This window comes from Paraburkholderia caffeinitolerans (assembly GCF_902859945.1).
Classification (GTDB): domain Bacteria; phylum Pseudomonadota; class Gammaproteobacteria; order Burkholderiales; family Burkholderiaceae; genus Paraburkholderia; species Paraburkholderia caffeinitolerans.
Genome location: NZ_CADIKL010000016.1, coordinates 67,123 through 79,774, shown reverse-complemented (window position 1 = coordinate 79,774; position 12,652 = coordinate 67,123). Strand labels below are relative to the sequence as shown.

The 12,652-nt window shown below is 61.8% G+C and carries 13 protein-coding genes; 8 read left to right on the top strand and 5 right to left on the bottom strand.

Translation table 11 applies throughout. The annotated features are described in order from the left end of the window. The first annotated feature begins 80 nt into the window (after positions 1-80). Positions 81-731: a GTP cyclohydrolase I FolE gene (folE, locus tag HV773_RS17565; RefSeq protein WP_175195954.1), complete on the top strand. Its 651-nt coding sequence runs from the start codon at positions 81-83 to the stop codon at positions 729-731. A gap of 49 nt (positions 732-780) precedes the next feature. Here folE and epsC read toward each other — a convergent pair whose 3' ends face one another. Further along, a complete protein-coding gene (epsC, locus tag HV773_RS17560; protein WP_175195952.1) occupies positions 781-1,704 on the bottom strand; it encodes a serine O-acetyltransferase EpsC in 924 nt (307 codons plus the stop codon). 104 nt (positions 1,705-1,808) lie between these two features. Further along, positions 1,809-2,042, bottom strand: coding sequence for a hypothetical protein (locus HV773_RS17555; RefSeq protein ID WP_175195950.1), 234 nt, complete (start codon positions 2,040-2,042; stop codon positions 1,809-1,811). A 307-nt stretch (positions 2,043-2,349) separates the two neighbouring features. Between HV773_RS17555 and HV773_RS17550 the strand changes: the two genes are divergently transcribed. Both HV773_RS17550 and HV773_RS17545 read left to right on the top strand, forming a co-directional pair. Further along, positions 2,350-2,664: a DUF3005 domain-containing protein gene (locus HV773_RS17550; RefSeq protein WP_175195948.1), complete on the top strand. Its 315-nt coding sequence runs from the start codon at positions 2,350-2,352 to the stop codon at positions 2,662-2,664. Positions 2,665-3,195: 531 nt separating this feature from the next. Beyond that, entirely contained in the window at positions 3,196-3,900 is a 705-nt protein-coding gene (locus HV773_RS17545; protein ID WP_175196082.1) for a helix-turn-helix transcriptional regulator, read from the top strand. Here HV773_RS17545 and HV773_RS17540 read toward each other — a convergent pair. Further along, positions 3,884-4,201, bottom strand: coding sequence for a helix-turn-helix domain-containing protein (locus HV773_RS17540; protein WP_175195946.1), 318 nt, complete (start codon positions 4,199-4,201; stop codon positions 3,884-3,886). The genes HV773_RS17545 and HV773_RS17540 overlap by 17 nt on opposite strands. A gap of 169 nt (positions 4,202-4,370) precedes the next feature. On the opposite strand from HV773_RS17540, the gene HV773_RS17535 reads away from it, so the two are divergent. Continuing rightward, entirely contained in the window at positions 4,371-4,961 is a 591-nt protein-coding gene (locus HV773_RS17535; RefSeq protein WP_175195944.1) for an acyl-homoserine-lactone synthase, read from the top strand. 167 nt (positions 4,962-5,128) lie between these two features. Here the strand turns inward: HV773_RS17535 and HV773_RS17530 are convergent, their stop codons facing one another. After that, the gene (locus tag HV773_RS17530) at positions 5,129-6,676 is read right to left on the bottom strand and encodes an MFS transporter (RefSeq protein WP_175196080.1); all 1,548 of its coding nucleotides are present in this window, start codon (positions 6,674-6,676) and stop codon (positions 5,129-5,131) included. 358 nt (positions 6,677-7,034) lie between these two features. Between HV773_RS17530 and HV773_RS17525 the strand changes: the two genes are divergently transcribed. From HV773_RS17525 to HV773_RS17515, 3 genes are all read left to right on the top strand, one after another. Further along, on the top strand, positions 7,035-7,505 hold the full coding sequence (locus tag HV773_RS17525; protein WP_175195942.1) for a universal stress protein: 471 nt from the start codon (positions 7,035-7,037) through the stop codon (positions 7,503-7,505). Positions 7,506-7,692: 187 nt separating this feature from the next. Beyond that, positions 7,693-8,448, top strand: coding sequence for a helix-turn-helix domain-containing protein (locus HV773_RS17520; RefSeq protein ID WP_175195940.1), 756 nt, complete (start codon positions 7,693-7,695; stop codon positions 8,446-8,448). A 163-nt stretch (positions 8,449-8,611) separates the two neighbouring features. After that, entirely contained in the window at positions 8,612-9,892 is a 1,281-nt protein-coding gene (locus HV773_RS17515; protein WP_175195938.1) for an SUMF1/EgtB/PvdO family nonheme iron enzyme, read from the top strand. 89 nt (positions 9,893-9,981) lie between these two features. Here the strand turns inward: HV773_RS17515 and HV773_RS17510 are convergent, their stop codons facing one another. Next, positions 9,982-10,218, bottom strand: a complete 237-nt coding sequence (locus HV773_RS17510) for a hypothetical protein (RefSeq protein WP_175195936.1) — start codon at positions 10,216-10,218, stop codon at positions 9,982-9,984. A 420-nt stretch (positions 10,219-10,638) separates the two neighbouring features. On the opposite strand from HV773_RS17510, the gene HV773_RS17505 reads away from it, so the two are divergent. Further along, a complete protein-coding gene (locus HV773_RS17505; RefSeq protein ID WP_175195934.1) occupies positions 10,639-12,576 on the top strand; it encodes an SMP-30/gluconolactonase/LRE family protein in 1,938 nt (645 codons plus the stop codon). Positions 12,577-12,652 lie beyond the last annotated feature (76 nt).

Below are 12,652 nucleotides of genomic sequence, written 5' to 3'. Positions count from 1 at the left end.
CGAGTGCAGGCGAATCATGAAACAATGGTCGTTAGTGGTACGCGTCGCCGCGGCGTGGCCCACATGACAGGAGCCGATGGATGAGCGACGCAAAGAACGCAGAAAAAAACACCCGGAAAAAACCGAAGACCGGCGCGGGCCGGCCATCGCGCGAGCAGGCGGAAGATGCCGTGCGCGTGCTGCTGCGCTGGGCCGGCGACGACCCTGCGCGCGAAGGCCTGATCGATACGCCGGCGCGCGTCGTGCGCGCCTACGAGGAGTTCTTCGCGGGCTACGACCACGATCCGCGCGAGATCCTGTCGCGCACCTTCTCTGAAGTGGACGGCTACGACGAAATGATCGTGCTGAAGGACATCCGCTTCGAGAGCTACTGCGAACACCACATGGTGCCGATCATCGGCCGCGCGCACGTGGCGTATCTGCCCGAGCATCGCGTGGTGGGCATTTCAAAGCTTGCGCGGCTAGTCGACGCCTTCGCCAAGCGCCTGCAGATTCAGGAGAAGATGACCGCGCAGATCGCCGACACGCTCAACGAAGTGCTCCAGCCCAAGGGCGTAGGCGTGATTCTCGAAGCGGCACATCAATGCATGTCGACGCGCGGCGTGCACAAGGCGGGCGTGACGATGGTGACGTCACGCATGCTCGGCACGTTCCGCAGCGACCCGTCCACGCGCCGGGAATTTCTGGCCATCGTCGGCAATCCCGGCGTGATGAGCGTGCCCAATACCTGAAGACGCACGGGCCACGCTCCGGCCGACACCGGCAGTCGTTCAGCGGCGCTTAAGACGCGTCGCTGTCACTGGCGATTTCGCGGATCTTGCCCTGGCGCACGCTGCTGCCCGGCGGCACGCTGTGCGTGAGCCACACATTGCCGCCGATCACCGAGCCTCGCCCGATCGTCACACGGCCCAGAATGGTCGCACCGGCGTAGATCACCACGTCGTCCTCGACGATCGGATGGCGCGCATTGCCCTTCACTAGCGTGCCATCGAAATCGGCCGCGAAACTCTTCGCTCCCAGCGTCACCGCCTGGTACACACGCACGCGCTCGCCGATGATCGCCGTCTCGCCAATCACGACGCCCGTGCCGTGGTCGATGAAGAAGCTCGAACCGATCTGCGCGCCCGGGTGAATGTCGATGCCGGTGGCCGAGTGCGCGATTTCGTTGATGAAGCGCGCAAGCAGCGGCACGCCGAGCCGGTGCAAGGCATGCGCAAGCCGATGATGCGTCATGGCCCAGACACCGGGATAGCAGAGCAGGATTTCGGTGATGTGCTGCGCCGCAGGGTCGCCCGTAAACGCGGCTTGAATGTCGCTCACGAGCAGCGCGCGAATGCCGGGCAGCTGGTGACCAAATTCACGGGCAATTTCGAAAGCTCGCTTGCGCAACACCTCGTCGCCTGCTCCAGCGTTCTCGGGCAGGAAGCGCAGCGCGCGGCGAATCTGCTCGGCAAGCAGGCGCAGCGTGCTTTCGAGCGTATGGCCGACGTAATAGTCGACGCTTTCGTCCGTCAGGTCGGGCGCACCATAGTGCGTGGGGAACAGCGCAGCACGCAGGCCGGCGACAATGTTGATCACGCCATCGCGCGACGGCAGCTCGCGAATGCCGAGCGGGTGGCGGGTGCGATGAAGCTCTTCGCGCGAAGCGCGCAGATCGCTGACGATCTGTTCGAGGCCCCAGTCGGGGTAAGCGGCATTGGACATGATGAAGCTGCGGGACGGCGCCGCCAGGAAGTGTATCGACCCCAGAGATTACCGCTTTTCGCGACAATCCGCCGGGCGTCCCGAGCACCGCCTCAGAAGCCGCCTCAGAGCGTGACGCTGCTCGCGTCGATCCAGCGCACCGCCCAGTCGCGCGCATGGGCAATGGCGGCGGCTTCGTCGGAAAAGCGCATGTCGGCTGGGAAAAAGCGATTGGCAACGAGTTCGCCGTCGCTCGAACGCGAAATCACTACATAAGGCTGATATGTGCCATCGCCGGCGCGCGCCGGCGCACAATTGAGCAAATAACCGCGATGCGTGAATGCAGCGTCGAAGTGCATGTGTCTCGTCCGCCCCTGACTGCCTTGTCCGTTTTTGTGAGCGCATACAGGATCGTGCGGCAAAGCCACAGCCCGGCCATCGCTTCAGCCGTTAATTCTTATGCGCGCCAACTCGTTGAAAGAGGATCATACTCCCAGTAAATACGCCGATCCAACGAAAAAAATCCTGGATCGCTGGAGGCGTTCTCCTGGCGCACAGACTTGCAATTCCGCCGGATTCCGGGTTTGCGCCCGGTGTTTTTGGAGCACCTCGTGATGCAGTTTGGTGCATCCCGTTCTTCATTGGCTTTCCCACGGAGGACACACCATGAACGACTCCGCCCGCAGCAACCACCCCGACGAGGTCACCACCAGCAACGCGTCGCTCGATAACAGCGTGCCGGAGACGCCCGACGGCTTCGCGGGCTTCGACAGCCGCAGCCTAGCGCATCGCATGCCGCTCGCACCCGAGACAGGCTTCGAGGCTGTGGACCTGGGCATGGCCGCGCCCCCGGCATACGACCTCGACCGGCAGTTCGACGACTCGCGCGAGCCGGGCCAGCGCCGCAGCCCGGGGCGCATCCACTTCGCCATCAATCATCTGCGCCCGACGCGCATTGTGGAGCTGCATCGTAAGAACTGACCCACGCGGCACATGCACTAAAACGCCTGGCGGACATGCCTCGCCAGGCAAGCCGCAATGCGCTTACGAGTTCGCCAAATAATGCAATTGGCATACCTCTAATACCGTGCGACGAGACGTGCACCGGCTCAATATTCGCACGCGCAAAAATGTGTTCATACGGATTAACAATCTTTCAAGTTCGCGTGAAGCCTATTGCCTGGCGTATTACTCATTCAGTTCGAGTAATTCATCGAACAAGCAATAAATGCCAAAACCTATTTCACGCCATCTGTGCGCAGGAACTTTATGCCGAAAAATCGGCATTTTTGTTCTGCACTTGTAGAATAAGCACTCTGCCGCACGCGATGTCGAGGTGGAAATTCCTGACACAAGACCTTTGTCGCGGGGAGAAAAAGACGAACTTCGCAGAATTTAGTGATAAATTGTTACATCACAAGAAGCAAGGCGGCAGCCTGCCCCATGCGCCGCTTGCGGTCTGGCCCGCCGCTGATGGAGAGTGTTGACGTGCCTCTACATTACATTGAGCAGATGTCATCCGTGCTCGACGCGCCCGAAGATTCGGCGTGGTTCGAGGCGGTGTCTCGGCTCGCCGCTTCATGGGGTTTCGGCCAGGTGATGCTGGCCATCCTGCCGCGCCCGGGCATGCGGCTCGAAGACGCGTTCATCCGGACCAACTATTCCAACGTCTGGCGACAGGCCTATAACGACCACGGTATGGCGTATTTCGACCCGGTGGTCGCGCATTGCACAACGCGTTCGGCACCGCTTATCTGGTCACCTGAACTATTTGCCACCGAACAGCAGCAATCGATGTATGAGGAGGCCCGCTCGCACGGGCTGCGTGCCGGCATTACGCTGCCGATCCATGGCCCGCGCCAGGAGGCGGGCATGCTGTGCTTCGTCAACGACGCCAATCCATCTGACTCGTTCTGGCAGGACGTGGACCGTGCGTTGCCGAATCTCGTGCTGCTTCGGGATCTCGTGCTCGACACGAGCCAGCGGCATCTGAACGATCACGCCCAGTCGCTGATTCCCAAGCTCACGCCGCGCGAAAAGGAATGCCTCAAGTGGACTGCGCTGGGCAAGTCCACTTGGGAAATTTCGCACATCCTGAATTGCTCCGAAGCCGTGGTGAACTTCCACATGAAGAACATTCGCGGGAAGTTCGGCGTAAATTCACGGCGTGCGGCAGCCGTGATTGCAACCCAGATGGGCCTTATTGACCCGGGCTAAGCGTGGGCGTATCCGTGCGACGAAGCACTCGCTCCGCACGGCCCAGATCGCCATCCGAAATCGTCTTGTTGAAGTACAGACCCAGCAGGATCGATACCGGCGGCGGAATCTCCGCACCCGACTCGAACCGGCTGCCGCGCGACTGCGTCACGCCAAACCGCGCCCAGAAGCGGCGCTGGCTCTCTTTCTTCTTCTTCCGATACGCGATGATCAGGACACGGTCGATTACCGACGACAGGTCCCCTCCAGTGTGAGAGGAGTTCGCGCCTGCCTGCCATTGATGATTGTCCAGAAGTTCCATTTTGACTCTCGCTGTGTCAGAGATATGCCTGATGAGTGACTGCCGCCCAGCCATTCTCCAGAACTGACCCTCCCTGCGCACCTACCTATCTTGATAGGTGTTTTTTTATATTCATAACGCATAGCTTCGATCCATACCGCTGCCTCCACACGTAAACGGGAGAGTTGTCATGCAAGCTGCGATTCGGATCGGACTACGCCAGGAATTCGACAACGAAGACATCAACGAGATGTATCGGCTGCGCGCGCGCGTGTTTCGCGACCGCATGGGCTGGGACATTCCCACCATCGCGGGAATGGAAATCGACGGGTACGACGCGCTCGGGCCCCACTATATGTTGATCCAGGACAATGGGGGCAAGGTGCGCGGCTGCTGGCGCCTGATGCCGACCGAAGGGCCGAACATGCTGCGCGACACCTTCCCGCAGTTGCTGCACGGCCAGGCGGCGCCGGCGGGCCGGCATATCTGGGAGCTCAGCCGTTTTGCCATCGAGTCGGGCAATGATCATGCGTTCGGCTTTGCCGACGTCACCATGCATGCGATCCACTCGCTAGTCTCGTTCGCCGACCGCATGGGCATTTCACGCTATGTGACTGTCACCACCACGCCAATCGAGCGCCTGCTGCGCCGCACCGGCATCGAAGTCTCGCGGCTCGGCGCGCCCGTGCGCATTGGCGTGGAGAATGCTGTCGCGCTGGAAATTGCCGTGGGCGCGCAAACTCGCAACGCCCTTTTCGGTCCGATGGCCGCCGCAGCCTGAGACCCGCAGCCGCCCCCGTCGACCCATTCTTTTGCACTACGGCTTGCAGCATCGCGTCAGGCAATTTTTCATTTTGTCAGACAAATAATACAAAAGGTGGCCTAACGTCACTGGCTGCAGTGAGCGAGCCACGCACGCAATTCCCGGGGTCCAGTCCAGCGACATTGTCACTCCACCGGAGCGGGCGCCGGCGTAGCAGCAACCGCGGCGGCGCGACTGAAACGAATATGCTCGATGCGGCGCACGCACAGCGCCGCCACGAGCGCCGCGAAACCCGTCAGGCCGATCCCTAGATGAATGGCGTCAACCAGCACGTGGCGCACGGCTTCGATGAGAGCCGCACCGTCGAGGCCGGCGTCCTTCATGTGGGTTGTCAGCGCACCGCGCAGTGCCGGGTCGATCAGCACGCGCGGATCCGCGAGTTGCGGCTGCCAGCGCGCGGCGCCGGGCGCCCCCAGTACCGCCAGCGCATCGCCAACGCCCGCCGCATAACGATGGTTCACGATCGTCGCCACGATGCTCGTACCGAGCATGCCGCCCACCATACGAGTGGATTGCAGCAACGCCGTCGTAATGCCAAAGCGCTCGCGCCCGGCAATCTCCTGCGCGAACACATTGAGATTGTTGAGGATGAAACCGAGCCCGATGCCCACCGCCGCCATCGCAAGCTCCAGCCACAGATGCGGTGTCGCGCGCGTGGCGAATGCGAGCCCCACTGATGCACTCACGAGCAGCCCAAAGCCGACTGTCAGAATGGCCGTCGGCTTCTTCAGGTGGATCACGATGCGCGTGTTGACGAGACTGCCGAGCGCGATGCACGCCGCGATCGGCGTTGCCAGCAGGCCGGCCTCCTGTGGCGAGAGGCCGAACCCACCCTGCAGCAACAGCGGCGCGAAGAAGATCAGCGAGAACATCACAAAACCCGAAAGCGTCGAGAGTGTAAACAGCGTGACTAGTTGCGGATCGCGGAAGAGATCGAGCGGAATGATCGGGTGCGTCGCGCGCCGCTCGCAAACCAGCAGGGCCACGGCCCCAACCGCCACGAAAGCGATCAGCGCGAGATTGGTGGGTGTAAGGCCGTCCTTCGGCACAGCCTCGATGACGGTCTGGAACGCGCCCAGCACGAGCGCGACCAACGCCGCGCCGCTCCAGTCGATGCGCACTTCGCCGGTCCGTACATGACGGTATGCGGGCAGATGCGCCCAGATAAAATAAAGTGCCAGTACACCGACCGGCAGGTTCACCAGGAAGGTCGAGCGCCAGCCGAAATGCTCCGAGAGCCAGCCGCCCAGTGAAGGCCCAGCCGCCGTGCCGATGCCGTAGGCCGCCGCCATCACCACCTGCCAGCGCACCCGCGCACGCGGGTCGGGAAAGAGATCGGGAATCGAGGCGAACGCGGTGCCCACCATCATCCCGCCGCCCACGCCTTGCAACGCGCGCGCCGCCGCCAAAAAACGCATGTCGGTAGCGAGCCCACACAGCGCCGAGGCGACAGTAAATACGATCACGGCAGCGATCACGAAACGCTTGCGCCCGAAGTAGTCGCCCAGACGCCCGAACACCGGCACGGTCACGACCGACGCCAGCAAGTAGGCGCTCGCGATCCACGCGTAATACTCGAAGCCGTGCAGTTCGGCGACAATCGACGGCAATGCGGTACTGACAACGGTTTGATCGAGCGCGACCAGCATATTGACGAGGCCGATGCCGAGCATGGCCAACAACGCGTCGCGAAACGGCAAGGGGGTGTGGGCGGAAGTCACTGATTGGAATGCTGCGGCGCGCAGGTGCGAAAGAGAGGCAACGATAGCGGGCCGGCAGGACATGCGCAACCGGGCGGATGGCAGAGCACGCCGCTATCTACTGACAGCGCTGAAGCGATCCAGGACGGACAATACGCCACACTCCGACGCAAATTTTTTGATATTCCTTCTAACGCATTCCATTTTTCATACTGCGGCACTGCAATTTTCTGAGCAATCATTTAAGCTTTTTAGAGTTGACTAAACGCAGCACAAGACCACGGGCGGGCATTACCCCGAATCCAGGCAATTCCACTCTAGCGGAGGCTCCATGTATCAACGCATTCTAGTCGCGGTCGACGGCAGCGAAACGTCGCGCCGCGCATTCGACGCTGCGCTCGAACTGGCGAAGGCAATGGGTTCGACGCTGCAACCGTTCTACGTGATCGAGAACACGCCGATGTATTTCGACGCGCCGGGCTACGATCCGTCCATCCTGCGCAATCAGATGATCGCTCAGGGCAAGGAACTCGCGGACCACATGAACAAGGTGCTGCGCGAGCGCGGCGTGCAAGGCGAGATGCTGACCGGCGAAGCATCCTCGCTCGACGACGTGCCCACCCTCGTACTCAACGCGGCAAAGGCGAACGGCGCCGACTTGATCGTGATGGGCACGCATGGGCGGCGCGGTTTTCAGCGGCTGATTCTCGGCAGCGTGGCCGAACGCTGCGTGCGCCAATCGCCCCTGCCGGTCCTGTTGATTCCCTCTGCCGCAGGTGTATCCGCAACGGATACCGAATAGCCGCGAATTAAAAGATAACGCTCGAATTCCCAACTTTTTGAATCCGCTTGAGCCCGATCACTTGCCGCGAAACCGGCTTCTGACAAGGCGCAAGCGGATCCATCTCATATGCGCGGCGTTTTGCCGCCATTTTAAGATTTAAACGCGGTGTGACAATGCTCCAAAAATCGATTACAGGAGCAAGCCCATGCTGACCCCTACCGTCGTATCGCACACCACTGTGCGCCGTGCCAGCCGTAACTCCCCAACGAGCCCGCGCACTTCCGCGCGTTGTTCAAGTTGCGCCATGCGTCATCTGTGCATGCCCCAAGGGCTTGCACCCGATGATCTGCCGAAGCTCGAAGCGCTGATCTGTAATGCGCGCAGCGTGCGGCGCGGCGAAGCGCTCTATCGCGCCGGCGATCCGTTCGACACACTCTATGCGGTTCGCTCCGGATCGCTGAAAACCGTCATGGCGCACCGCGACGGCCGCGAGCAGGTCACGGGCCTGCGCCTCGCCGGCGACCCGCTGGGCATCGACGGCATCAGCACCGATTTCCATACTTGCAGCGCCGTGGCGCTCGAAGACAGCTCGGTGTGCATCATCCCCTATTCGGCGCTCAAGCACTTGTGCCGCGAAACCGGCGCCATGCAGGACCGCCTGCACCGGCTCATGAGTGAGCAACTCATCCGCGAATCGTCGCAGATGATGGTGCTGGGCTCGCTTTCCGCCGACGAACGCGTGGCGGCCTTCCTGCTCGACGTCTCCGAGCGCAACGGCCAGCGCGGCTACTCGCACGCGGAATTCAATCTGCGCATGACGCGTGAAGACATGGGCAGCTATCTGGGCATGACGCTCGAAACGGTCAGCCGGACCCTGTCAAGATTTCAAAAGCGCGGCCTGATCGACACGCAGGGCAAGCTCATCCGCATCATCGACATCGAAGGCCTGCGGCACCTGTAAGCGAAGTGCTTTAACGCGCGCCGCCGCTGTTGGCGGCGCGCGGCCGTTTACCCCCTCAAACCGTCTATTTACGCGGCCCTGCCCGACGGCGCGTAATAGCGTTGGCACGGCTCCTGCGCAGCGGTAAAGTTCGTTCACCGCCCCAGTCAGGAGACTCGCCGCAATGCAGCTCCCGTCCCCGCCCACGCTCGCCGCACGGCTCGCCCAGGCACGTGCTGCCAGCGACGCGCTGTTTGCCGTCGTCAAGCCCGAATTCCTCTACGAACGCCCGATTCGCGAGCGCCACCGCATCGTGTTTTATATCGGTCACCTCGAGGCGTTCGACCGTAATCTGTTCGACAAACGCCTGTTCGACCTGCCATCCGCCGATCCGCGTCTGGACCAGTTGTTCGCGTTCGGCATCGACCCCGTCGATGGCGCGCTGCCCACCGACACGCCCGCCGATTGGCCCAGCCTTGCCGAAGTGCGCGACTATGCTCGCGACGCCCGCGCGCGCATCGATGCGCAGCTCGCCACGCTCGACTTGCCGCCAGGTGTCTCTCAGCACGATACCGGCGCTCAGTTGCTGAACGTGGCCATCGAGCATCGCCTGATGCACGTCGAAACGCTTGCCTACATGCTTCACCAATTGCCGTTCGCGCAGAAGCTCGCCCCCGCCTCGGCGCGCAAAATCGCAGATCACCTCTACGTTGCGACGCCTTCGATGGTGAGCGTACCGGCCGGCCGCACCGAGCTCGGCATGACGCACGAACGCGGCGTCTTCGGCTGGGACAACGAGTTCGGCGAAGAGCAGGTGGAAGTGGCCGCATTCGAGATCGACCGCTACATGGTGACCAACCGCACCTGGCTCAAATTCATCGCCGATGGCGGCTATCGGCGCAAGGCGTTGTGGGACGACGCCGATTGGGCATGGAAGGAAACCGAACGCATCGAACACCCGGTCTTCTGGATACGCGCCGACGACGGCTGGCGTCTGCGCACGATGTTCGACGATGTTGCGCTGCCGCTCGCATGGCCGGTCTATGTGAGCCACGCGGAAGCCAGCGCCTTCGCGCGCTGGCGCGGCGCACGGCTGCCGACCGAAGCCGAATGGCAGCGCGCGGCGCACGGCGCACTACCGGGCTCCACGGACAACTTCGACTTCCGGAGCTGGAACCCCGTCGCCGTGGACGCGACGCCGGACAGCGCGAGCACGTGGGGCGTGGAAGGGTTATACGGCAACGGCTGGGAATGGACTTCGACGCCATTCGGCCCGCTGCCCGGATTCGAGCCGTTTCCGTTCTACGAAGGCTATTCGGCGAACTTTTTCGACGGCCAGCATTATTCGATGAAAGGCGGTTCCGCGCGCACTGCGGGCTGCATGATGCGTCCTACGTTCCGCAACTGGTTTCAACCGCGTTATCAATACGTTTATGCGGGGTTTCGTTGCGTGCGCAACGTGTAAGCATAAAAAGCACGGGCTGACGCGAAACGCGCACTTCGCGCCCATGCGGGATTGAAGTGCGCGCGGGTAAGCCGTATCCGCATCGCCGGTCAAACCGATACAAGTGCTTTGTCAGCGGGCTTCCAGTGCTCCGCAACGGCCTTGTCCGGTATGCGCACCGTGGCAAGCAGCGGCACGTAGCCGTGCAGCCTGGCCTCGCTCACCGCAAGTCTCTCTGAACGAAGCAGTTCCCCCGAGAGCTTCGTCCCATCCTGGGTTTCAATGCGGTATCCATCAATGGGGCCCCACTGCCCCTTCGGCACGGGTTCTATATAGACATGCAACATCTCGTCTCTCCACAGGTTTAGAAAATTCCGGAACGCGCGAACGTTCGCCATGGATAGAGAGTATCGGGACAAATTTTGCCCGCGGCCTTAAATCGTCAGAAAATAAGAATAAGAAAATTCATAAATTTCAACGACATAGGCGAATCGTTTTGCGATATGAAACGCCATTCGCCGATACGCAATGCGCTTATGTTGCATTGCCGCAGATTTTTCTGGCATACGCGATATCTTTTCGCAATATGAAAAAATAACAATGCCACTGCGCACGAGACGTTTCCTCCCATAATTTAATTCCAAAGCTAATTATTCGATATCCTTATTATCTGCCGAGCCAGATCGCATAAAAAAATTCGTGTGCTTGTAAAGACATCATGCGCTGTCTATGTTCATAGCTGCGTCACCCTATGGAGCGCATCAGCCATGCTCGAAAGAACACGCATTCATGCTGCGCTCTTCGCCGCTGCCATCGCGGTCGTCGCGCCTTCCGTTCAAGCGCAAAACGCCACCGACTGGATCGCCAACACCTATGGCACCCTCGCCGCACACGTGGGCAACACCGCGCGCTCCATGTGGGTCTCGCCCGAAGGCGTCATCTATACGTCGTCCATGTGGGACGAGTACGAGGGCGGCGTCGCGATCTATCAAAACGGCAAGAGCCTCGGCTCGATCGGCTCGCACGGCGAATTTCAGGGCAGCGCGATCACGGGCAATACCACGTCGATCTTCGCGGCGCTGCAATACAGCACGTCGTACGGAAGCGGCGCGGTCGGACGATACAACCGCGCCACCAAGGCTCGCGACCTGCTCATTCAAGTCAGCGCGGCGAACAACCAGCCTCGGGTCGATGTGGTCACCGGGCTCGCCACGGCGGGCTCGCTCCTCTATGCAAGCGACTTCTATGGCAATCGCGTACGGGTCTTCACCACCAACGGGGTCTGGCAGCGGGACATCGGGGTCCAAAGCCCGGGCGCGCTCGCGCTCGATCGCGCCGGCAATGTCTGGGTCGCACAAAAGAGCGAGGGCGCGGTCGTCGGCTTCAGCCCGGCCGGCGCGCTGCTGAACACCATCCGGCTGCCTGGAGGCTCGCGACCGTCGGCGCTCTATTTCGACGCATCGTCGGGGCAGCTCATGGTCGGGGACGAAGGTCCCGACATGAACATCAAGCGCTACACCCTTTCGCGCACGCCCACGCTGGCCGGCACATTTGGCGTGCGGGGCGGCTATCTCGACACCACCAAGGGCATCAAAGGCCAAGTCGGCGCGCAGCGCTTCACCCGCGTCGCGGGCATCGGCAAGGACACCGCGGGCAACCTCTACGTGCTCAATAACCCGTGGGGCGGCAGCTGGGACCTGGGCCGCGACGGCGGCACCGACGTTCAAGCGTACGACCCTGCCGGCGCCCTGCGCTGGACGCTTCAATCCCTGAACTTCGAGGGCGTCGCGGCCCCGGACCCGGCCACCGACGGCACGCTGTTCTATGGCGGCACCAACATTTACTCGGGCAGCGCGGGAGGCACCTTCGTCGCGAACACGGTCGATCCGTTTGCGTACCCATCGGACCCGCGCATCAACATCAACGACACTCAGCGCGACGAGCATTTCGGGCAACTTGTCGCCGTCGGCGCGAACCGGATTCTCGTGGCGTCCGGCCAGAATCCGCCGATCTTCTACTTTTTCCACTTCAACGCGGCAAACGGCTATATCGCCATTCCGGATGCATCGATTCCCGGCCCCGCGTTCCAGACCAGCCTGCGGGTCACGCACGGTTTCAGCATCGACAGCAAAGGAGGCGTGTGGGCAGGCCTGGACAAGACCGGCAATATCTACCACTACCCCTTGACCGGCTTCGACGCCAGCGGCAAGCCCAGTTGGGAAGCCGGCGTCCCCATCCGCATTCCCGCCAGCATCGAGCCGCTGACGCGCATCGTCTACCTCGCCGATAGCGACACCATGCTCCTCGCCCAGGGCATCGCCGGGAGCACGGACTGGACGGCGATCGGCACGCGCATCGAGGTGTATCACGGCTGGCTCGCGGGCAACACCACCGTGCCCAATCCCGTGATCGAGCTGCCCAGCACCGGCGCCAAGGCGATCGATGCGGCCGGCAACTACCTGTTCGTCGGCTACTGGTTCAGCGGCATCAGCGGGCCGGCCAGGCCGAATATCGACGCCTTCAGCCTCACGACCGGCAAGCTCGACGCCACGCTGGTCAACACCCGTCCCGCCACCGTGGACGCCAGCAGCGCCATCGATTCGATGTACGGCATCCGGGCCTATCTTCGCTCGACCGGCGAGTACGTCGTCACGAAGAACAACGTCAAGGGCAACAGCATCACGGTGTATCGCTGGACGCCCTGATGTGTCTATCTATGTAGGAAAACGCTGACAGACATGCTGTTGCGACTACATCAAGTTCGCTGGCCGCTGATTTCAT